The organism is Mesorhizobium sp. P2_E6, from assembly GCF_056403835.1.
In genome coordinates this window covers 154,843-177,568 of the sequence record NZ_JBFUEQ010000002.1, presented here as the reverse complement: position 1 = coordinate 177,568, position 22,726 = coordinate 154,843, and the positions used below count along the sequence as shown (strand labels likewise).

Here is a 22,726-nt window from a genome sequence, read left to right as displayed (position 1 = left end):
ATTTTTGTTGCGCAGTCTGGCGGTGTGTGCGAGGTGCCACCTACGCCAACGCAAGGCAATACGCAGCAAACGCAGGACTAATGTCGGCCACCGTTCGCACCCTCTCTGTCAGCCGTTCAACCCCCGCTTTCGCGATTGCGTTTGTTGGTCCGGTCGCGGTGTTCGTGGTTGCGCTCCTGCTCACGGTGCAGGCGAGAGGTGTTCCGGATAACGACTATTGGGGCATTCTCCCTTCAATGGTCGGATCGCTGGACGGGGTACCGACGCTGAGGGATCTGTATGTAACGGCAAACGAGCATATTATTGCCGGCGCAAAACTGTTTTATCTGCTGAATTTTCACCTTACCCAAGGGGACAATATCGGGCTGTCGGTCACTGTTGTCGCGTTCTCGCTTCTCATAGCGTTGGTTTTTTCGGGCGCATTGTCGCTCTTTGCGCGATCCTGGTTTGAAGCATTTGTCGTCGGGATAGCCGTGTCGGTGTTCGTATTCAGTCCGCTTGCCGCACACAATTTCTTTGTTGGCATGAGTGGAGTAGCCTGGATCGGCGCAAATCTCTTCACCGTGCTGGCTGTATTGGCTTTTTGGCAGTCGACCGAAAAAGAGATGCCGATAGGATATGTGGCTGCGATCGCGTTGGCCGTTTTTGCCACGCAATTTTACAGCACGGGCCTGACCGCATTGTGTGTGATCGGCATCCAAGGATTTTGCACTGCCAAAACACGGCGGCTCGGCATCCTGATTTTCGCGGCGGGCTTGGCCCTCGTGATTTTTGTCGCGATGAATCAGAAAGTCCCCGATTATCACGCCGCACGCAGTTTCGATCCAATTGGGATTTCGCTGTTTTGCCTGACATTCATTGGTGGCGGCATCGTAACAACAGAAGCAGCCGCAATTCCGCTGGGCGCAATCGGAATCGCAGCGGCCGCTTTGATCGTTGGGTTTTGCCTTTTGCGGCCTGGCGAAAGCAGGTACCGATCAGCCTTCTGGATTGCGATCATGGCCTATGCCGTCATGTCGGGCGTGCTGGCCGCTATTGGTCGATCGAACATGGGAGGAGACGCGGCGGCCTTAGCCAGCAGATATGCAACCCTTCCGGCGCTTTTTTGGGTCGGACTGTTTGGAGCTGTTTCGTGTCTGGTGTGGCAAGTTGATTTCAAGCGTCGTCTGTCGATCGCCATATTCGCGGCGGTGGCCGCACTGATCGTCGTCAACGGCATGCCAAGGCTGAATGACGCTCTTGTCAGGGCTGAAGGAAAAGATCTCGCAACATTGGCATTGTCGCTCGGCGTCAAAGACCCCGACTTGATGCGATACGTTACATTGGCTGGGGTCGACTACTATAATGTCGAAGACAATCTGAAGAAATTCAATCACGTCCCGTTCAACGGGAGAGATTTTGGCTGCCCCTCGCTCGGCACCGGGCTGGCAATCCCCACCCAGCCGAACAGCTTGACCGGCTACATTGATGCCGTGTCCAAAATAGAGGATCCGCAGTGGGGACGCGTCTCCGGTTGGGTCGCGGACACCTCGAACAAGTGGCCCCCACTGCTGGGCAGCGATATTCTTACCACCTACCGCTGCATTGCCTTCGTTGACGGCACGGGAACGGTCGTCGGGTTGGGATTGGGAGGAGCGCATCGGCCGGACGTGGCGAAGTTCCTCGGGCGAGGGCGTGACGACTATGGCTGGAGTGGCTACGTCGATCTTCGACGTGTGCCGGCTAGCCCTGCTTCTCGATCGATATATGCAGTTTTGCTTACGCCGTCCGGGTGGACGAGATTGCAGGCACCTGGGGTTGGATTTCAATTTTGAAAAATACCTATGTAAGCGTCGTCAGATTCGCCCGGAAAGCAGCTGAGGGCTGCGGATTGCTTGCGGCGTTGGAGCGGTCGAACAACCGCTCTGCCCTCTGGATCAGAAGTCTGTTCGGCATATACGACAGCGCTGACCTGGTTCGGCTTGACATGCCGTGGTGGACATTCTCCGCGATTGATACCGTGAACAGTTTTCTGGCTTCGCGCAATCACAAGGCTCGCGTTTATGAATTTGGTGCCGGCGCCAGCACAGTTTGGTTGGCAAAACGAAGCGGCTCTGTCGATTCCGTCGAGCATGACGCTCCGTTCGCGCAAACCATGGGCGGCATTTTTGGCGCCTATCCCAACATCGCAGTGCGCGTTGTGGAGCCGGTCGCCGCCTCTGCTTCCAGCAAGGCCAGGTCCAATCGAAAGGGATATACGCAATGCTCTTTCGATCAATACGTGTCATCGATTGACCGGGTCGACGGCACCTTCGACCTCATTGTGATCGACGGCCGGGCCAGGGTTTCCTGCTTGGCGAAATCGGTTCATCGCCTGTCTCCAGGCGGTATGATTCTGTTCGACAACAGCAACAGGCCGGAATATCGCCAGGCCATCAATTCTTGCGGCCTGCAGGAGCGCGTGACAAGGGGGCTGGCGCCGGCATTGCCATTCCCCAGCCAGACCTCCATTTTGACGCAGAGGGCCTGACGTGCAGACAGTCTCGATACTGGTGCCTGTAAAGGACGAGCAAGACACTGTTCAGGCTTTGATTGCCCAGATCGAGGCCGCCTTCGAGCAGATCGATACCGCCTCGCTCGAGGAGGTCATCTTTGTTGACGACGGGAGCCGGGACAATACCTGGAAGGAGATTCTGGCCGCCACCAAGGCTTACCCCCATGTAAAGGGCGTTCGGCTTCGGAGGAATTTCGGCAAGGCAGCCGCGCTGCAGGCAGGAATCTCCAACGCGTCGGGCAATATCATCGTCACGATGGATGGAGACCTGCAGGACGATCCGAAGGAAATTTCACGTTTTCTGGACGAAATCCGAGAGGGCTCCGATGTCGTTTCCGGATGGAAGCAGGTGCGCCACGATCCGCTCGGCAAGACGCTGCCTTCAAAGCTGTTCAATCGAGTGACGGCCAAGGTCACCGGCGTCAGCCTGCACGATTTCAACTGCGGCTTCAAAGCCTATCGCTCCGAGGTCTTTGACAACATTCGCCTCTATGGCGAGCTTCATCGCTTCGTTCCTGCCCTGGCCTATGCGACTGGTTTCAAGGTCAGTGAGATCGTCGTCCAGCACCACCCGCGCCGATTTGGAAAATCCAAATATGGCGTTGGTCGCCTGCTCAAGGGCTTCCTGGACTTGCTCACAGTCGTGACCATCACGAAGTTCAATTCGCGCCCCGGCCATCTTTTCGGTGGCCTGGGTGTGGCCGTCTTCTCGATCGGCTTCCTGATTTTCCTGTTTCTCTGTGCGCGGTGGTTTGGCGGTGAAGCCATTGGCGGCCGTCCGTTGCTGCTTGTCTCGACGCTCCTGATGATCGTCGGGGTGCAGTTCACGCTGTTTGGCATGGTCGCCGAGTTGATTGTTGCGACCCGTGGCAATCGCGACCCGGGCATTGTCGCCGAAATTGCAAGTTCCGACGGCAGGCTGCCTGTGAAGCCGATCGGCGCTCGTGCCGAACTCTAGGATCATTCGTGCCGGCGGTGCCGTCATTGCCATTGCGGCAATGTATTTTGTCATACGCTCCGTCTACGGATACGCCGATCAACTCGCCGAGATGCTGCAGCGTCCTCGGTTCGTTTTCGTGGTCGTGTCCTGTGCGCTTCTCTATGCGCTCGCGCTGCAGCTTGTGGGGTTCGCCTGGTTCACCCTGTTGGTTTCGGTCGGAGAAAGGGCAATCTCCGCGGTCCGTGCAATGCGCGTTTTCGCGCGGACCCAAGTCTACAAATATCTGCCGACCAACGTCATCCATCTCGTCGGACGCTTTGTCCTGGCGGCCCGATATGGTGCTGCAAAGGATGCGCTTTCTTACGCGCAGGTGATGGAGATCGTTTTGATGGTCCTCGCCTCCGGCAGCGTGGCACTGCTCTTCTCCTTCTCCTTCCTGCTCAAGATCGGCGAGGACTACGGAATAAGCCGCTATCTGGCATCAGCAGTCTATATCTGCGCCGGCCTGGCGGCCCTTATGCTGGCCCCCCTCGTTGCGGGCCGATATTTCAAGCAGAGCCGAAAACACCTCGCATTTTCGATGGCTGCGATCAGCGTCGCCTGCTACGGCCTGTTTTTCCTTGCCAATGGCTTGATCGTCGTCCTCCTTGTCCATGTGCTGTACGGACCCACGATCGAGTGGCAGATGGTGATCGGGGTCTCAGCCGCCGGCTGGTTGCTTGGTTTTGTTGTGCCTGGGGCTCCCGGCGGTTTGGGTGTGAGGGAAGCGGTTTTCATCGCGGGCCTTTCCTCGATTGGCATACCCGCGGCCGCGGCCACCGCCGTTGCGGTTACGCATCGAATTATCACCCTTCTGGGCGATGTTCTGTTGTCGGCTGGCGAGTTTGGCTATCGAAAATGGACCGCAGAACCAGATTAGCGCATGGCATTGCGCGTGGCTGCCCGAATGCGACACCTCAAATCCAATTCCACCGCAGAGGTGCTCTATACCTGTTCAAATGAGGTTGACGCTGATAACGAACAGCCTGGTTAATGGAACACGGAATGCTGCTTGAATGTCCAAGACATGTATGGTTACCGGTGGAGCCGGATTCATTGGATGCGCGTTGTCCACCAAATTGGCAGATCGCTTCGATCGCGTAGTTGTCATCGACAGTTTGCATCCGCAGATTCACGCTGAGCGAAAGCGCCCTGCCGAACTTGATCCTCGCGTTGAGCTCATGGTTGCGGATGTGACGGAGGCTTCCACCTGGGCGCAGGCATTGGAAACCACCCGACCTGAAGTTGTCGTGCATCTGGCGGCTGAAACGGGCACGGGACAGTCGCTCACAGAGGCTTCTCGCCACGCGATAGCAAATGTCCTCGGCACAACCCGCATGTTGGATGCCTTCGCCACGGTATCGCATGTTCCCGAGCGCTTTGTCCTGGCTTCGAGCCGCGCCGTCTACGGAGAAGGGGCATGGCGGTCCAGAAGGCCAGGAGAGGTAACCTATCCGGGTCAGCGATCGAAGCAGCAGCTTGAACGCGCGGAGTGGGATTTCCCTGGGCTCGAGCCTCTGCCGATGGACGCGGAAAAAACGATACCGAACCCAACCAGCATCTACGGAGCCACCAAACTAACCCAGGAACAGATATTGCGAGCTTGGGCTCTTTCGTTCGGGACAACCGTCAACGTGCTCCGCCTCCAGAACGTATACGGTCCTGGCCAGTCCTTGACGAACAGCTACACAGGAATTGTGTCGTTGTTCATGAGGATGGCCAAGGAAGGCAAGAGCATCCCGATCTACGAAGACGGAGATATCGGAAGGGATTTTGTCTTCATCGACGACGTCGCCTCGGCGATTGACAAGGCCACAAGAACAAATCTGTCGCAATCGTTCGCCTATGATGTCGGCACTGGCTACAAGACCACGGTTCTCGATCTGGCGAGGATCATCGCAAAGCGGTATGGGGCGCCGGAGCCGCACGTCAACGGCATGTTCCGCAACGGCGACGTGCGGTGCGCTGTCGCCAACATCGACAGGACGGTCCGCGAACTGGAATGGCGACCTTTGAAAAGTGTGGGCGAGGGGATCGACCAGCTTTCCGAATGGATAGATGCACAGCTCGGCTAAAATTTGGGCCCTGCTGGTTTGGAAAATCTGGATTTCTTGAGGGGACGACGAATGAGCTCTGTATTGCGTCGTGTTGCGGTGTTTTCTCTGTATAACGAACGCGGCATCGCGGACGAGTATGTCATATTTTTACTGACCAAACTGAGAGAACTGGTTGAAAGAATTGTCGTTGTCTCCAACGGCAATCTTTCAAAACATTCTGAAGTCGCGGTTGCAAAAGTGTGTGATCAGCTCCTGATTCGTAAGAACGAGGGATTTGATGTCGGTGGATACAAGGCCGGAATCGAAGCCATCGGCTTTGATGAGCTTTCCAAGTATGACGAACTTATCCTGCTGAACGATACTTGCTACGGACCTCTTTTCCCCTTTTCAGAAATGTTTTCGGAAATGGAAGGGCGGAACACTGATTTCTGGGGCGCTTCTGCCCATCGGGAAATGACGCCAAACCCATTTACCGGGACAGGCCATCTGCCCCGTCATCTCACGGCAAACTTCATTGCAATTCGCAACGAGATGCTGAAGTCGCGCGCCTTCAAGAGATATTGGGAGAACCTGCCGGAGATAAAAACCTACACCGATGCTGTTCTGCTTCATGAGTCGCAGTTTACCAAGCATTTTACAGACCTTGGCTATTCCGCAGAAGCATATGTTGATCCAGATCAGTATGGCTCGCACTATCCGGCGTTCATCAACGTCGACGAAACAATCATCAACCGCTTCCCCCTGCTAAAGCGGCGAACGTTTTTTCACGATCCGACTTTTCTGGAGCACAATGCGGTCGATCTGCCGCGCGCTTTGCGGATACTTAAAGAAACGTCCGACTACGACGTTAATTTGATTTGGCGCAATGTTCTACGCGTTTCGGAATTGAGGAATCTCAACAGCAACGCGGCGCTGATGAGCGTCCTGCCGGACAAGCGGATCAAGGATGACGACGCTGCTGCCGACTACGGCAAGGTGGCCGTCTGCGCGCATATTTACTACACCGAGTTGCTTGACGAGTTGCTGGCGCTGACCGAGAACATTCCGGTTCCCTATGACTTCATTGCAACCACGAATACGCCGGAAAAGAAGGCCGAGATCGAAGCCGCCTTGGCAAAGCGCCCTGGCGTGAAAAAGGCCATCGTCCGCGTTGTTGAACAGAACCGCGGTCGTGACATGTCGTCGCTTTTCATCTCGTTCCGAGATCTGTTCATCGACGATCGCTACGACCTTGTCTGTCGTTTGCATACAAAAAAATCGCCTCAAGTTCAGTCGTCGAGAGGCAATCTGTTCAAGCGGCACATGCTCGACAATCTGCTGAATACCCGCGGTTACGTGCAGAATGTTTTGGACATGTTTCACGACAATCCTTCAGTCGGCGTCGCCATTCCGCCGATCTTTCATATCTCTTACCCGACCATGGGCCACTCATGGTTTGTCAACAAGCCAAGGGCCGAGGAAACGGCGCGCCTGTTGAACATCGACGTCAAGTTCGATGACACCACTCCGGTGGCAGCCTATGGCACCATGTTCTGGTTCCGGCCGCGCGCGCTGCGCAAAATGTTCGAACACAAATGGAAATGGGAAGAGTTCAATGCCGAGCCCGATCATATTGACGGAGGCTTGGCTCACGTGCTGGAGCGGCTGATCACCTACTCTGCTCAGGATGCCGGATTTACCACCCAGCACATTATGTGCGCGCATCAGGTAGCGCACAACTACAGCATGCTGGAGTTCAAGATGCAAAGGCTTGTCGGCATGTTGCCACTCCACGACTTCCCGTGGCATGCCCATCTGTTGTCTGAGTGGAAGAACGCCGGTTATCCCTTGGGGGCGTCAACGATGCAGATTCCAATGACGCCAGCGACGCAGACGGCGCTGATGTCAGGGCCGCAGACGTCGGTGAAACACGCTCTGGCCAGACTCAATTTCGCCATCAAGAGCTCTCTGAAGTTCAGATCGCCTATCTTGTTCAGAATACTCAGACCGTTCTATCGCGGCATAAGGGCGGTCCTGAAGCCAATTCTCGGCGTACTTCTGTAGCGAAAAAGAGTACCGCTTTTCCTGCAGCCTACATTGATGCGCACGCTTGGCAATTCACCCCCCCGATGTTCCGATCTGGAATAGGCACTTGCCAATCTCGGCCTCATTGGGCTGGATATGGAGCAAGTCAATGCCACGCCGCACCTTTTGAATTTCGCGCAATCTTAGAGCGACGGCTGGGGCCGAAGGCGCCGGGACAGATTTGACCGCAGCCAATGGTATGCTGTCCGCCGCCGATAGTTCTCCCGGTGTCGACGGGTGGCGCCGGCCTTGACGTAGCGCCTTTGCCGATGCCCCTCGCAAAGCCGACAGGTTGCGTAGCCGCCTTGTTCCAAGTAGGGGTGCTGCTAAAATCTCCGTGAGGTCCTAAATTGGCAGGCAGGTACAACGCAGCTCCAAATCGGGTGCCCTTCTTGGACGCCTTGCGTGGGCTGGCAGCCATTTGGGTCGTCGTTGTGCACGTAGCGATGCTTCCATCTCCGCGTCTTCAAGTTGCACCGTTTCTCGATCTGTTTGTCGTAAACGGCACCATGGGAGTGGAACTGTTTTTCGTGGTGAGTGCGTTTTCACTCTGCCTCAGTATGCCGGTTCATGATCGGGAAGTTCGACCGATTCTGGGGTTCGCGCTTCGCCGTTTTTTTAGGATTGCTCCCCTATTTTACTTGATGATCCTGGTCATGTGCATTCACAATTTCAGCGGCGTAAAGATCGACGGCAAATCGATCCTATTGAATATGACATTTCTGTTTAATCTGGTTCCAGGCTACCAGACGTCCATTGTTCCGGCGGGTTGGACGGTTGGCGTGGAAATGGTATTTTACATGATATTCCCCTTGTTGTATCGGTTTTCTAAAGGTGTAATTCTATCGGTTTCGGTATTTTTTGTTTCTATATGCATAGCCACCCTTTTATTTATGAATATAAATTTATTTGTTGCTGATCCATTCAATTACTATCTGTATTCAATTCTTTATCGAGCTCCGATTTTTACATTCGGCCTTATCGCTTTCTATTTGCTGCCGATATTGGAAAAGCGTCCGGAAAGGAAGCAGATAGGGTTGGCCCTACTGACGTTTGTGCCTGTGATGTTTTTTGCAATCACCGCAAATAAGGTTGCGATATTCGACAAGTATTATTGGGAAGGGGTGATGTTTGGTGCGTTGGTGGTCGGGCTCGGCCTTCTCCCCGTTGCTGTCATCGTCAATCCTGTTTCGGCATGGCTGGGGAGAATCAGTTACTCGGTCTATCTGCTTCACAGCATTTTTATCGTCGTGCTCATTCCGACCATGAGGTCGATCCAGGGGATGGTCGAGAGTCCAACGATTGCTTTCATACTCAGTCTGACGATGACTTTAGCCTTGGTGATCCCGTCTGCCTTCCTGCTCAATTATTTCGTTGAAGATCCAGTCAACAAATGGGGCAAGCGCTTTTCGTCTCGGGTCGCCGGCCGCAAAAACGTCGGCGCGCTTGCAACGGGGGAGCCGGTTCTCGCTGAGTCTTCAAGGGGGTAGGCCGCTTGTCCATTCCCAAGGCTTCTTTGGAGGTAACTCCGGTTACCTTCTGCATGGCTTATGTGTGGGTCATTTGGCACGCCGCATGTCTGCGCCGGACAGGATCGCGTCCCTCCGGCCTTTTTTATCGGCATCGAATGGTCTAATGCGTGCACCTGATGTCCTCTGCAGGATAGCGCCCATATCACGGACTTCGACGAGACGACCCGGAGACATCATCCCTCGATGACGCCTGGGTGGCAGGATGCGGCCAACGCCTCTTTCGGTCCGGTATCGGGGCGCTCCAATTTCAAGTGCTATATGCACCAAAGAGAGATACGTCGATGAGGCGTCTGGCTATCGCATTTTACTACGACCAGCACGGCAAGATAGATGAGTATTATTTTCACCTGATTGCATCGATCAAACCTTTTGTTGAGAAGGTTTTGGTGGTTTGCAACGGTCCGGTGGACAAAGAGGCCGAATCTCGCCTTTCCGAGGCCGCCGACAGCTTCCTGATCAGGGAAAACAAAGGGTTCGATGTGTGGGCCTATCGGACTGCGCTCGAACATATCGGGTGGGACGAACTTTCGAACTTCGACGAGATCTTGCTCTTCAACCACACCTTCTACGGGCCGATTTTCCCTTTCTCGGAAATGTTCTCGGAGATGGACCAGCGTCAGTGTGATTTCTGGGGGATCTCCGCTCACGGGGCGATGAGGCCCAATCCGATCGACGTCAGAAAGGCGGAGCTGCCCTTCCATCTCAACTCCCATTTCATCGCGGTGCGGCGGTCCCTGCATCAGTCAAAGGCGTTTCGGGATTATTGGACCAAGATGGGGCCCATCAACTCCTACATGGACTCAATCGCGAAGCATGAGACGGTGTTCACAGGGCATTTCCAGGCCCTGGGCTATGCCTGTTCGGTTTTGCTCGATCCCGCACGATACAAGACGTCATATCCAGTGCTGATGGAGCCGGACAAAACGCTGGAGGATCGCAGCCCGATCCTGAAGAAGCGGCTGTTTTTTCATGACACGCTGTTCCTCGAGCGCGAGGCCATCAATCTGCCGCGCGCGCTGGAGATCATAGAGAACCAATCCGATTATGATCTGTCGCTGATATGGAAGAGCGTTGGCCGCCTGGGCCCGCCTCGTACGCTAAATGGCAACGCTGCGTTGCTCTCCGTCCTGCCGGATGTACAGGTCGGTCCGCAAAGGAACTGGGACGATTATCGGATAGCGGTTCTCGCGCACGTATATCACGTCGACATGATTGACGAGATTCTAGGCTACACCGAAAACGTGCCGAAGGGCTACGACCTGATCATCACGACCGACAATGCAAACAAGCAGGCGTTGATCCAGCAAGCAATCGCAAAGGCGCAGAACGTCGGAAATGCCGTCGTTCTGGTTGTCGAGAACGACGGCAGGGATACCTCCGCTCTCCTCATCGGGTGCCGCGATTACGTGCTCGAAGACCGTTACGACCTGATCTGCCGGATACATTCCAAGCAATCTTCCCAAGACGGCGCCAAGGGGGAACTGTTCAAGCTTCACACCCTTGAAAACCTTCTTCACACGCCTGGATATGTCTCGAATTTGCTTGAGCTTTTTGCCAGAAATCCGGCGCTTGGTCTTGTCATGCCGCCAATGATTCATATCGGCTACCCGACCATTGGAAACTCATGGTTTGGCAACAAGGACAACGTCCAAAAGATAGCCAAACAGCTGGATCTGATCGTGCATCTGGATGCCAATTCGCCCGTGGCGCCTTACGGTGGAATGTACTGGTTTCGTCCTGCCGCTCTCAGCAAGCTTTTCGAACATAAGTGGACCTGGGACGACTTCGCCAACATGGATTATCGGGATGGGAGTTTGGTCCACGCCATAGAGCGGATCATTGCCTATGTCGCGATCGACGCCGGATACACCTTCCGGCATGTGGTGACCGCGAGGAATGCGGCCCACAACTACGTCATGTTGGAAGCCAAATTGCAGGCATTGTTAGCGGACGGAGCGCCAGCGGAATTCGGAAACTTGGGAGTGGCAAGGTCCTTTCGTGGCCTTCTCTTCTCGATCAAGAGATCGATCGTGACCACATCGCCAACTGCGTTCAGGATCCTCAGGCCGATCTACCGCGGTCTGCGAAGGATGATCACGCTTGGTCGCGGCGCGACAAACTAAGCTCACCCCATGGCCAATTCACTCGGGAAAGGCTCCAGGCGACCTAGGTGAATTTCGCTCAGGCGATATCCCATTTGAGGTTTCGGCACCCGAGGATAGGAGGCCAATCAATCGCGAGGCGCTGTTAAGTCAGCGACTCTACCCGGCCAGCTCGAAGCGTCATCTTCTTCGTGCAAACGCGCTGGATGAGCGACTCGTCGTGGCTGGCCAGCACGATGATGCCGGCTTTTTCCGCCAATTCGTCCATGCGTCGCTTGGCTTTTTCCTGGAATGACGCGTCGCCGGCGCCAATCCATTCATCCATCAGCAGAATTTCAGGTTCGAGCGCGGTCGCCGCTGCAAACGCCAGCCGTGCCGCCATGCCCTGGCTGTAAGCCTTGAATGGCAGGTCGATGAAATCGCCCAGCTCGCTGAAATCGATTATTTCTTCCATCTTCTCTTCGATCTCGGCCAGCGTCCAACCGCTGATCAGCCCCCTCAGCACGATGTTTCTGCGCCCGGTGGCCTCTGGACGAAACCCTATGCTGATGTTGAACAAGGCATCGACCTTGCCCGCGATCGATATCGTGCCGCCCGATGGCTGGTAGATTCCGTAGAGAACCTTGAGCAGCGTGGTCTTGCCGGCGCCATTCGGGCCGACGAGCCCCAACCGGTCGCCCGCCTTGAGTTCGAAACTGACATCGTCGAGCGCCTGCACGACCTGCTTGGTGCCCGACTTCGATATGTTGCCGCCGAGAGCGCTCCGACGCCGGCCAGGCGCCGAAAGCGTCAACTTTTCGAACAGGCGATAAACGAGGCTGACATTGTTCAGTTTGATGGAGGTCATGGAACTCAGATCAGGAAAACGATGCGCTTGCGATAAAGGCCCAGCAGCAGCAACGCAAGGGCCCAGACGCCGAGACAAACGTAGCCTGTCACCGTCAACGCATGCGTCGGAAAGATGCCCGCCGTGATCGGCTCACGCACGCCCTCCAGGAAGTAGGTGAACGGGTTCCAATGATAGGCATATTTTTGAACGCCCTCTTGCCCGCTGTAGACCCAGAAGACAGGCGTCAGGAACATGCCCACCCGCATCAGGTTCCCGACGATGAACTCACTATCCGGAAAGAAGGCGCCCAAGAACGCAAAGACCGTGACAAGCGCAGGAGTTGCCACGACGATGAGCAACAGGCCCAGCAACGACAGCAGCCAGTTTGTGTTGATCCCGTAACCGGCCAGCAGCAAAATAAGAACGCAACCCGCCAACGAATAACCAGCCCGGATGATGCATTGCATCGTCAATCGCATCACATACACGAACAACGGCAGCGTCGTGCCTTGAATGAAGCTCGCTTCGCGCTGGAAGAGTGACACGCTCATGGTGATGGTTTCGGTGAGGTAGAACCACACCAGCATACCGATGGCGACATAGGCTATGTAGCTTGGGTCGCTGGCGTCCTTGGTCACGAAAACGAAGACAAATGTGCCGACGAAAGCAAAATAATTGACCAGCATCCAAAGCGGACCCAGGGTCGTGCGCCTGTGCTGGTCGCCGATGTCCTCATGGGCGAGCGCGACCCAGACCCGGTGCAACCGCACGGCCTTGGAGATGTCGTCAAAAGCGCCGTTTAGTGCCGCAATCATCGTTGGGAGTATCGCAATCTGCTTTTTTCCAGCGCTTGGTTTTTCCGGCGCTTCATCGCTTCAAGGCCCGTGACGAACCACCACGGAGCTCTTAATAGCCATTGCGACGTGCTTATGGCAACGCACTGCGTTTTAATGTCGCGAGTTGGGCGTCGGGTCCGATCGCTTGCCCTCGCGCTCTCTTGAAAAAACATCTAGCTATGACTTCGAGCCCGCAGTATGCGATACAACAGGGCAGGGGCCAGGGATAGCACTTTGAAAGAGCGATCGGCCACGAAGCATATTCGTGCTCGCACCTTGGTGATGTTGATGTCCGTGAGCCTGGAGTCTAGTGCAGTCCAATGAATTCTTACCTCGAAGCTGTATTCGGACTCAGGCCGGAAATGCGGCGCGCCTTCATCATGGTCCAGGACGTCGTTATGGTCCTGGTCGCCGTGGCGCTCAGCCTTGTGCTTTCGCGGTCGAATCTTTCGTTCGATCCGCTCTCCAACCAGGGTTTGGGAACCTGGGGGGGCATTGTCGTCATCAGCCATCTCCTGTTTAGATATTGTGGTCTCTACAAGACCGTCTGGCGCTTCGCTTCGACGCCCGACTTTTTCAATATCCTGAAGAGCTGCGCGATTTTGACGTTGGCTCTGTACGCCACGTCCATGCTGGCTCGTTCTTTCCAGCCTGTGCAGGGGCTCAACGAGCGTCAGTTCATCGTCTTCTTCCTCGTCTCTTTCACGATCATATCGGCGCCCCGGCTGTTCTACCGCTTCCTGCGTGACGGCGCGAGCTGGGGCATTCTGAGCACCAAGACCGGCAAGACGCAGGCCAAGCAGGCGTTGTTCGTTGGCCGGCTCGGCGAAGCCGACCTGATCATTCGGTTCACGCGCACGGCGGAGCCGGCGGACTATTCCATCGCCGGGATCATGGCGACCGAGCGCGGCGTACAATTGGGCACGCGGATTCAAGGCGTTCCCGTGGTCGCGACCCGGCCGCGGCTGATCGACGTCCTGGAAGACTATGCGACAGGCACCGAAAGCCTGGACTTGCTGATTTTCGGCAGTGGCGCCGAGCACGAGATCGAGGAGTATTCGGAACTCGTCCGCGTCGCCCGGCATGGCGACATAAGTGTGGTGCAGTTCTCCGGTCTTTCGGAACTGGAACAGCAGGGAAAACTGGTTCTCGACGCGGTCGAGATGGAAACGATCCTACGCCGCCCGACAGTGCCTTCCGATGTCGAGCGTATCGGGACCTTTATTGGCGGCAAGCGCGTTCTGGTGACGGGCGGTGCCGGGTCGATCGGCCGAACGTTGGTCAAACGGTCGTTGGAACTGGGGGCGGAGGCGGTGCTCGTCGCCGACAACTCCGAGTTCGGCATCTTCCAGTTGAGCCAGTACATTGACGAGAAGGACCATGACCGCCTCAAGGTCCGCATCGTCGATGTCGCGGATCGGCGCCAGATAACGCGTGTCGTCACGGAATTCAGACCGGACATCGTCTTTCACGCCGCGGCGCTCAAGCATGTTCCGCTGCTCGAGGAAAACTGGGATTCGGCCATCCAGACCAATGTCTTCGGCACGCTTGTCTGTGCCGAAGTCGCCGCCGAATGCGGGGTTGCCCAGTTTGTCCTGATATCGAGCGACAAGGCGGTGGATCCCTCATCGGTGCTTGGCGTGACAAAGCGGGCTGCCGAACAGATCATCAGCGCCTTGCATGGGCCCCCAGCCAGCGAGCCGGGCGCGCGTCGTTCGGTCACCAAGTTCGTGGCCGTTCGCTTCGGCAATGTCTTTGGCAGCAACGGTTCGGTGGCGACCATATTCCAGGCGCAGATCGAGGCCGGAGGGCCGGTCACCATCACGGACCGGCGCATGACACGCTATTTCATGACAGTGGCCGAAGCCGTCGATCTCGTCATCATGTCGGCCGCCGATGCCGCATCGCGGCAGAGCGGGGACGATTATGCCGTCTATATGCTCGACATGGGCAAGCCGGTGCCGATCCTTGAAGTGGCCGAAACAATGATCCGCCTGTCCGGAAAGAGCCCCTACACGGACATCCCGATCCGGTTCACCGGCATAAGGCCGGGCGAGAAACTCCACGAAATGCTGCATGGCGAGGATGAGGAACTCGTCGAACTCGGCATTTCGAAGATATTTGGCCTGAGCACGGATGTCGTGGAATGGTCGGATGTCCAGGCCGCGCTCACGGCGCTGCAGCAGTCGGTCAAGAACCAGGACAAGGATGCTGCGCTGGCCGTGCTGGCAGGCCTTGACCAGGCCAAGAAGGCCAGGGAGAGCATCCATCAGGCCGTGATCCCGAAAACGGCCCGCCAAGCGACCTAACCCGATCCAGAAGCGATCTTGATCGTGGATTGGACAAACCTAGAGCAATTCCAGGAAAAGTGTGAAAACGGTTTTCCGTCCGGAATTGCGTCAAAACAAAGAGATAGAGCAATTCCAGGAAAAGTGTGAAAACGGCTTTCCGTCCGGATTGCGTCGAAACAAGGAAATTGAGCGGTTCTGCGTTTGCGTGAAACGATGAGCCGCTCTAGCCATTCCCAGGCATTTGCAGGGTGTTTGAAGCTCGTGAGCAAAGAAGATCCGCGCATCGCAGTCCTGATGGGCACGAAAGACGGCGCCGCCTTCATCGATGAGCAACTGCAATCCGTGCTCGCGCAGTCGCACCCTCTGATCGACCTGTGGATCTCCGACGATGGCTCCGTCGATGACACGATTGCCATCATCGAGACGTGGAAATCCCGCTGGCCCAAGGGTCGAGTGACCCTGGTGGAGGGGCCGCGGCAAGGGTTCGCCCCCAATTTCCGGTCGATGATCCTTGATCGGCGTATCGATGCGGACTGCTATGCCTTCTGTGACCAGGACGATATCTGGGAGCCCGACCGGCTGGAGAGCGCTGTCCGCTGGATGCAGGCTTATGACGCAAAAATCCCGCTGATGTTTTGCTCGCGAACCGCGACCATGACCGAATCCGGAAGCCTCGTCGGCCATTCGCCGCTGTTTCGCCGGTCGCCATCCTTTCGCAACGCGCTTGTGCAAAGCATCGCCGGCGGCAACACCATCCTGCTCAACGCCGCGGCCCGCGACCTGCTGGCCAGGGCCTCAGCGCAAACCGAGTTCGTCAGCCACGACTGGTGGGCCTATCTCATCATGACCGCCGCCGGCGGCATCGTCCGCTACGATCCACGGCCGCTGGTGCGCTACCGCCAGCATGCGGCAAACCTGGTTGGCGCCAACGTGTCGTGGAGGGCGAGGATTTCCCGGCTTGGCCGTCTGTTCAAGGGCGACTTTGCCGGCTGGACGGATCGCAATCTTGACGGACTTGCCGTCAACCGCGACCTGCTGACCGAGGATGCAGCGGCGTGCGTCGATCTGTTCACAAAAGGGCGGCAGGGCAATCTTTTCCAGCGTTTGGGCGGCTTGCGCAAAAGCGGTGTCTATCGGCAGACACTTGCCGGCACCCTGGGGCTCTATCTCGCATTTATCCTCGGACGCATCTGAGCATCGAACGGTTGCATGGTGTGCTTGGCCAGGAGATGACCTCATGCTACGTCGACCGTATTGACGGGCTTCGTCTGCGGCGTTGTCTCGGGGCTTTGGCAGGGAGCGCTATCGGCCGTTCATGAAGGCAACCAAGCAAATCTTCGATCTTGCCGGCGCGGCTCTGCTGCTGGTGGTCACATCGCCTGTTCTGGTGCTCGCCTTCCTTGCTGTTCGCGCATCATCACCCGGTCCGGCCATTTTTTCGCAGACGCGGGTCGGTCGCGACGGCCTGCTTTTTCGCTGTCACAAATTGCGCACGATGTATGTTGGAACGCCGTCATTGCCCACGCACGAGGCGCCTACGAACTCCGTCACCTCGGTTGGCAAGGTCTTGCGGAAGTTCAAACTCGACGAACTACCCCAGTTCTGGAACGTTCTGAAGGGCGAGATGAGCCTGGTTGGGCCGCGTCCCTGTCTGCCGACGCAAACGGAATTGATCGAGTGTCGAAGGCGACTAGGGGTCTTGGTGGCACTTCCGGGCATAACGGGTCTGGCCCAGATCAGGGGCATCGACATGTCGAACCCCGAGCTTTTGGCCAAAACCGATGCCGCCTATCTCAGCACGGCATCGTTCTGGCTCGACCTTCGGATCCTGTTTGGGACGCTCTATCGAAGCTGAGCAGGCCATGATCCCAAAAACCGAAGCCGGTTTTGGGAAGAGGTCATGGTCAAGCGAGAGGTCGACGTTCACGGAGCCGCGCCAGGTCGGCCAGCCGCTCCAGCGTACCGGTTTCCGGTGCCCAGCCCTGCGATATCAGCAGCGAAGGATCGCATATCTGCGTCGCGGTCATGCTGTCCCAAAACGCCCGCTTGCCTAGCACGGATGCGGCCGGCTGCATCATGCCGGCCGGCACCGTGATCAGGCGCGTCGGCCGTCCGAAACCCCTGCGAAAGGCGGCAATGATGGCAGCGAGTGTGACCGGTGGCACATCGGCGCCGACATAGATCGGGTGAAGCGGTTCCGAATGGCTCAGCAGGTGTGACACCGCTCGCGCCGCGGCTTCGGAGGACATCAGCGAGCGGATTCCCGTCAAGGCGCCTGTCGGCAGCGGCAGCGCCGTGTCAGCCATTCGCATCAGCGTCGACAGGTTTCCCTTCATGCCGCTTCCATAGACCGGAGGCAGGCGCAAAACGGCGGCATCGGAACGGCCGTGCGACGCATAGGCGTTGAGAACCTTGATTTCGGCTTCGCGCTTCGAGCGCCCATAGTCGCATTGCGGGGCAGGAAGCGTGTTCTCGTCGATCGTCGCGCTGACGCGTGCGCCGATCACGGCCCGGATCGAGGAGAGGTGGATGAAACGTCCGCTGGCCTGCGCGGCCGCTGCCTGCGCCAGCCGCGCGCTCAATTCCACATTGGCCGCCCGATAATCGGCTTCGGTGGCGTCGCCCTGATCATTGTTGAGGCCGGCGCAATGGACGACATGGGTCACATCCCTGGTCAGCGCCAGGAAGGCCGCGGCAGGCGCATCGAAACCGGGCATAGCCACAGCTTCGCTTCCAGAACCCAGCCTCTCCGGGTGACGGGAGGCGAGGCGAAGCTCGCCACCGGCGTCGCGAAGGTGGTGCACGACAAGACGTCCGATGAAACCCGTTGCACCTGTCACCAAGACTCTCATTGCCCTGCTCGTGACAGCTCTTGGGTGGCGGCTGGAAGCGCCTGCTCTTCCGTCACTGTTGGAAGTGCCTGTCCTTCCGCCAATGGAGCCTGACGTCCAGAGGCAAGATATGTCCCGCACACCAGGAAGACCATCAGCACCGAGTCCAAAATGTCATGGCCGATCAGGATCCCCGTCATCCCGGCTGTGAGATAGGTGATCACGACGATGACAATCATGGTCGCGCCGAACCGCTCGACCGGATCGCCGCTGTTTCGCAAGACCCGGACGGCATTTCCAGCAGCAATGACAAAGATCGCCGCCAGTGTCACGGCGCCCAGAATTCCTGCTTGCACCAGGGCGGTCAGGAAGCCGTTGTGGAAATGGTTGAAGCCTGTGTCCATTGCGAACTGGTCATGAAAGCCCTGCTTGATCAAAAGCTGGCTCGCGCCCACACCATGTCCGAACACCGGCATGTCATGGAATGCCTTGAGGCCGATGTCCCAAAGGGCAACACGTATCCCCAACGAGGTGTCGTAGTTGTCGTGGGTCCCAAGCGCATCCAAATCCGAGCGCAGAAAGTCGACGCGCCCGGATATCGCCTGGGAGCCGAAAGCCGCGATGACGACACCGACTGCCGTCAGCAGCAGCAGCACGCGAACGGCATTCCTGCCTCTGAGCCTCTGATGGTTGATCAAAAGAACAGCGATGCCGGCAATCAGCAGCGCCAGCCAGACAATACGCGAACCGGAATAGATGATGGCGATCGTCCCGGCCAGTGCGGCGTAGAAGAGGGGGTTCCGGGCTCGCTCTATGCCTGACAAGGCACCGGCCACGCAGACCACCACGGCAAGGCAGACGACGGTTGCGAAGACGATCGGATTGCCGGCCCCGCCCTCGGCCCTGACCCCAATCCAATATTGCTGGATGACGGCCATCAGCAGCGCGACAAAACAGGCGGCCATGCTGCTGAGCACGATGGTACGGGCAAGCGTGGCTTTCTGCGTGATGCTCCAGGTCGAATAGGAGATTGGGAAAAACAGGAAGGTAACGAGCGGGATCAGGTGTGGCGCATCTCTGACCAACGCGTTGTTGACGATGGAAGCCATGAGATTTGCCGCGCAATAGGCATAGATCGCGACCGTCAGCCAGATCACGGGCCGGTCGATGTTGAAGCGCCTTTTCCCGGCGGCAATCAGCGCGAGGGAGGCGAGGGCTCCGCCATTGAACACAAAACTGACCAACGATCCCAGAACCGGTGGAAAAAAGAAGCAAAGGATGGAGAAGTAGACATTCACCCGCGAGGCAGTGAATTGCTGTCTTATCGATGAAAACCGGTTCAATGCTCTAGGTCACAATTCTCTGGGAGCGATAGGTGTCGTCGGCGGCAACGGATATCGCCTCGAAATAGCACGTGTTCCATCATGCGTCGTGCTCGTCTTCAGCAGCCGGTATAGCGGCTTGGCCCTTTTTTCGATAGTGCGGCAAGGTGGGATTGCCGCCAGAAATCGATGGCCACCGACGGTGGCCTGGCTGAGGCATTCACGTTGCAATTTGCATGTTCAGCCAGGCAATATTTTCCCCCGCTTTTCCTAGCGGCTTGCCCTGTGAGCAGAAATTTCCGGGTTTTGCCGCGCCCATGGAAAATTCATTCCCGAACCGTACGCCGCGGGGCCAGTCCAGCATTGTTCTCTCCAACGGCGATCTGCTAGAACGCCGGCACGAGAGAGATTGTCCAGAAGCAAGGCTTGAACCGGGCGCAAAAAGCCCGATGATTTGAGGCAAGGTCTTCTGTCGGAAGGCACGAAAGAACGCTTACAGTCCATGACCATTGCGCTTACGCATCTTCAACGGCTTGAAGCCGAGTCCATCCATATCTTCCGCGAGGTTGCGGCTGCCTTCGCCAAGCCGGTCATGCTCTATTCCGTTGGCAAGGACTCTTCGGTGCTGATGCATCTGGCGATGAAGGCGTTTTATCCCGCCAAGCCGCCATTCCCTTTCCTCCACGTCGACACGACATGGAAGTTCCGCGAGATGATCGCTTTTCGCGATCAGATGGCGCAGAAACTCGGTTTCGATCTGCTGGTTCATGTCAATGAAGACGGCGTGCGCGATAACATCAATCCGTTCGATCACGGTTCGAACACCCACACCCATGTGATGAAGACCGTGGCGTTGCGACAGGCGCTCGACAAATACGGTTTCGACGCGGCCTTTGGCGGCGCCCGTCGCGACGAGGAGAAATCGCGCGCCAAGGAGCGCATATTCTCCTTCCGCAACGCGCAGCACGTGTGGGACCCGAAGAACCAGCGGCCCGAGATGTGGAAGATATTCAACACCCGCATCGCATCGGGCGAATCGATCCGCGTCTTCCCGCTGTCGAATTGGACCGAGCTCGACATCTGGCAGTATATTCTGCAGGAAAACATCCCGATCGTGCCGCTCTATTTCGCCAAGCAGCGGCCGGTGGTCGAGCGCGACGGCATGCTGATCCTGCGGGACGACGAGCGCATGAAACTGCGTCCCGGCGAGACGGTGGAGAACCGGCTTGTGCGGTTCCGCACGCTCGGCTGCTATCCGCTGACCGGCGCCATCGAATCGGATGCCGACACGCTGGAAGCTATCGTCGGCGAAATGCTGACCGCGCGCACCTCCGAACGGCAGGGTCGCCTGATAGACCGCGATGAAGCTGGCTCTATGGAAAAGAAGAAGCGCGAGGGGTATTTCTGACCATGCGCCACATCATGGCAAAGAGCCTCGCACCCACCGACGGCGTCCGCGACTACCTGGCGGCGCAGGAGAAGAAGTCGCTGCTGCGTTTCCTGACCTGCGGTTCGGTCGATGACGGCAAGTCGACGCTGATCGGGCGCCTGCTTTCGGACACCAAGCAGATTTTCGAGGACCAGCTCGCCGCGCTCGAACGCGATTCGCGCAAACACGGCACGACCGGCGACGACATCGATTTCGCGCTCCTGGTCGATGGTCTCGAAGCCGAGCGCGAGCAAGGCATTACCATCGACGTCGCCTACCGCTTCTTCGCCACGCCGAAGCGCAAGTTCATCGTTGCCGACACGCCCGGCCACGAACAATACACGCGCAACATGGCGACCGGCGCCTCGACCGCCGACCTGGCGATCGTGCTGATCGATGCCCGGCAAGGGGTATTGCCGCAGACGAGACGTCACTCGATCATCGCCTCGCTGCTCGGCATCCGGCACATCGTGCTGGCCGTCAACAAGATCGATCTCGTCGGGTTCGACCAGGCGGTCTTCGAACGCATCACCGAGGCCTACGGGCAATTCTCGCGCGATCTCGGGTTCCAGACCATCGTGCCGATCCCGATGTCAGCCCGCTACGGCGACAACGTCACCAGCCGCTCGGACAGCATGGCATGGTATTCCGGTCCGACGCTGATCGAGCATCTCGAAACCGTCTCGGTCGAGGAAGCAGTGGTCGAACTGCCGTTCCGTTTCCCGGTCCAGTATGTCAACCGCCCCAATCTCGACTTTCGCGGCTTTGCCGGCACGATCGCGTCCGGTTCGGTTGCACCCGGTGACGAGGTCGTCGTCGCCAAGTCCGGCAAATCCTCGCGCGTCAAGCGGATCGTCTCCTATGGCGGCGACCTGGCCCAGGCGGCCGCCGGCCAGGCCATAACGCTCGTCCTTGACGACGAGGTCGAGATCTCGCGCGGCAACATGCTGGTTTCGCCGGCCGCACGGCCGCAGGTCGCCGACCAGTTCGCCGCCAACATCGTCTGGTTCGACGAGCATGCGTTGCTGCCCGGCCGTTCCTACATCCTGCGCACCGAGACCGATCAGACCAGCGCCACCGTCACCGACCTGAAGTACCGGATCAACGTCAACGACTTCGCCCATGAGGCGGCCAAGTCGCTTGACATGAACGAGGTCGGCATTTGCAACATCTCGACGCGGACGCCGATCGCCTTCGATACCTTCGCCGAGAACCGCACCACCGGCGCCTTCATCCTGATCGACCGCATCAGCAACGCCACGGTCGGCGCCGGCATGATCCTGCATTCGCTGCGCCGGGCCGAGAACATCCATTGGCAATCGCTCGATGTCGGCAAGCGCGTCCGCGCCGACATGAAGAACCAGCGGCCCGCCGTGTTCTGGTTCACCGGACTGTCGGGCTCCGGCAAGTCGACCATCGCCAACCTGTTCGAGAAGAAGCTGTTCGCCACCGGCCGCCATACCTATATCCTGGACGGCGACAACGTCCGTCATGGCCTCAACCGCGATCTTGGTTTCACCGACGCCGATCGCGTCGAGAACATCCGCCGCGTCGCCGAAGTGGCGCGTTTGATGGCCGATGCCGGATTGATTGTCATTGTCTCGTTCATTTCGCCGTTCAGCGCCGAGCGGCGCATGGCGCGCGAATTGATGGCCGACGGCGAATTCATCGAGGTGTTTGTTGACACGCCCTTCGAGGAATGCGCCAGGCGCGACCCGAAGGGCCTCTATGCCCGCGCGCTGAATGGCGAGATCAAGAACTTCACTGGCGTGGATTCACCCTACGAAGCGCCGGAAAAACCGGAAATCCATCTGCAGACGCTCGGCAAATCGGCCGAACAGATGGTAGACGCCCTGGAACACTGGCTGAACGAGCGCGACATTGCCGAAGACCAATACGACAACGGCGGCGGCATCTGACG

General features: G+C 57.6%; 18 protein-coding genes. 13 read left to right on the top strand and 5 right to left on the bottom strand.

The window, feature by feature from the left end:
• The first annotated feature begins 80 nt into the window (after positions 1-80).
• The 8 genes from AC1D08_RS05520 (at position 81) to AC1D08_RS05485 (ending at position 11,288) form a co-directional block, all read left to right on the top strand.
• Positions 81-1,814 (top strand): hypothetical protein, encoded by a 1,734-nt coding sequence (locus tag AC1D08_RS05520; protein WP_477422713.1) that lies wholly within the window; start codon positions 81-83, stop codon positions 1,812-1,814.
• The gene (locus tag AC1D08_RS05515; RefSeq protein ID WP_477422712.1) at positions 1,811-2,509 is read left to right on the top strand and encodes an O-methyltransferase; all 699 of its coding nucleotides are present in this window, start codon (positions 1,811-1,813) and stop codon (positions 2,507-2,509) included. Before AC1D08_RS05520 ends, AC1D08_RS05515 begins: the two co-directional genes overlap by 4 nt.
• Position 2,510: 1 nt before the next feature.
• Positions 2,511-3,491, top strand: a complete 981-nt coding sequence (locus tag AC1D08_RS05510; RefSeq protein WP_477422710.1) for a glycosyltransferase family 2 protein — start codon at positions 2,511-2,513, stop codon at positions 3,489-3,491.
• A complete protein-coding gene (locus tag AC1D08_RS05505; protein WP_477422708.1) occupies positions 3,478-4,392 on the top strand; it encodes a lysylphosphatidylglycerol synthase domain-containing protein in 915 nt (304 codons plus the stop codon). The genes AC1D08_RS05510 and AC1D08_RS05505 overlap by 14 nt, the downstream gene beginning before the upstream one ends.
• A gap of 136 nt (positions 4,393-4,528) precedes the next feature.
• Positions 4,529-5,587 carry an NAD-dependent epimerase/dehydratase family protein gene (locus AC1D08_RS05500; RefSeq protein WP_477422706.1) on the top strand — a complete coding sequence of 353 codons (1,059 nt, stop codon included), beginning with the start codon at positions 4,529-4,531 and terminating at the stop codon, positions 5,585-5,587.
• A gap of 51 nt (positions 5,588-5,638) precedes the next feature.
• Entirely contained in the window at positions 5,639-7,612 is a 1,974-nt protein-coding gene (locus tag AC1D08_RS05495; protein WP_477307686.1) for a rhamnan synthesis F family protein, read from the top strand.
• 413 nt (positions 7,613-8,025) lie between these two features.
• Positions 8,026-9,123: an acyltransferase family protein gene (locus tag AC1D08_RS05490; protein ID WP_477422704.1), complete on the top strand. Its 1,098-nt coding sequence runs from the start codon at positions 8,026-8,028 to the stop codon at positions 9,121-9,123.
• A 323-nt stretch (positions 9,124-9,446) separates the two neighbouring features.
• Complete coding sequence (locus AC1D08_RS05485) at positions 9,447-11,288, top strand: rhamnan synthesis F family protein (RefSeq protein WP_477226138.1); 1,842 nt, start codon at positions 9,447-9,449, stop codon at positions 11,286-11,288.
• Between the two features lie 124 nt (positions 11,289-11,412).
• Here the strand turns inward: AC1D08_RS05485 and AC1D08_RS05480 are convergent, their stop codons facing one another.
• Together AC1D08_RS05480 and AC1D08_RS05475 are read right to left on the bottom strand one after the other, a co-directional pair.
• A complete protein-coding gene (locus tag AC1D08_RS05480) occupies positions 11,413-12,114 on the bottom strand; it encodes an ABC transporter ATP-binding protein (RefSeq protein ID WP_095089705.1) in 702 nt (233 codons plus the stop codon).
• A 5-nt stretch (positions 12,115-12,119) separates the two neighbouring features.
• Entirely contained in the window at positions 12,120-12,911 is a 792-nt protein-coding gene (locus AC1D08_RS05475) for an ABC transporter permease (protein WP_477226140.1), read from the bottom strand.
• A 341-nt stretch (positions 12,912-13,252) separates the two neighbouring features.
• On the opposite strand from AC1D08_RS05475, the gene AC1D08_RS05470 reads away from it, so the two are divergent.
• From AC1D08_RS05470 to AC1D08_RS05460, 3 genes are all read left to right on the top strand, one after another.
• A complete protein-coding gene (locus AC1D08_RS05470) occupies positions 13,253-15,241 on the top strand; it encodes an SDR family NAD(P)-dependent oxidoreductase (protein ID WP_477422702.1) in 1,989 nt (662 codons plus the stop codon).
• Between the two features lie 243 nt (positions 15,242-15,484).
• On the top strand, positions 15,485-16,417 hold the full coding sequence (locus tag AC1D08_RS05465; RefSeq protein ID WP_477422700.1) for a glycosyltransferase family 2 protein: 933 nt from the start codon (positions 15,485-15,487) through the stop codon (positions 16,415-16,417).
• Between the two features lie 121 nt (positions 16,418-16,538).
• Positions 16,539-17,078, top strand: a complete 540-nt coding sequence (locus AC1D08_RS05460; RefSeq protein WP_457151340.1) for a sugar transferase — start codon at positions 16,539-16,541, stop codon at positions 17,076-17,078.
• Positions 17,079-17,127: 49 nt separating this feature from the next.
• On the opposite strand, the gene AC1D08_RS05455 is transcribed toward AC1D08_RS05460, so the two are convergent.
• From AC1D08_RS05455 to AC1D08_RS05445, 3 genes are all read right to left on the bottom strand, one after another.
• Positions 17,128-18,075, bottom strand: coding sequence for an NAD-dependent epimerase/dehydratase family protein (locus AC1D08_RS05455; RefSeq protein ID WP_457151339.1), 948 nt, complete (start codon positions 18,073-18,075; stop codon positions 17,128-17,130).
• Positions 18,072-19,397: an O-antigen ligase family protein gene (locus AC1D08_RS05450; protein WP_457151338.1), complete on the bottom strand. Its 1,326-nt coding sequence runs from the start codon at positions 19,395-19,397 to the stop codon at positions 18,072-18,074. The genes AC1D08_RS05455 and AC1D08_RS05450 overlap by 4 nt, the downstream gene beginning before the upstream one ends.
• Positions 19,398-19,596: 199 nt before the next feature.
• Entirely contained in the window at positions 19,597-19,740 is a 144-nt protein-coding gene (locus tag AC1D08_RS05445; protein WP_457151337.1) for a hypothetical protein, read from the bottom strand.
• Positions 19,741-19,878: 138 nt separating this feature from the next.
• On the opposite strand from AC1D08_RS05445, the gene cysD reads away from it, so the two are divergent.
• Positions 19,879-20,784: a sulfate adenylyltransferase subunit CysD gene (gene cysD / locus AC1D08_RS05440; protein ID WP_095089719.1), complete on the top strand. Its 906-nt coding sequence runs from the start codon at positions 19,879-19,881 to the stop codon at positions 20,782-20,784.
• A gap of 2 nt (positions 20,785-20,786) precedes the next feature.
• Positions 20,787-22,724, top strand: coding sequence for a sulfate adenylyltransferase subunit CysN (gene cysN / locus AC1D08_RS05435; RefSeq protein ID WP_457151336.1), 1,938 nt, complete (start codon positions 20,787-20,789; stop codon positions 22,722-22,724).
• The last annotated feature ends 2 nt before the right edge of the window (positions 22,725-22,726 follow it).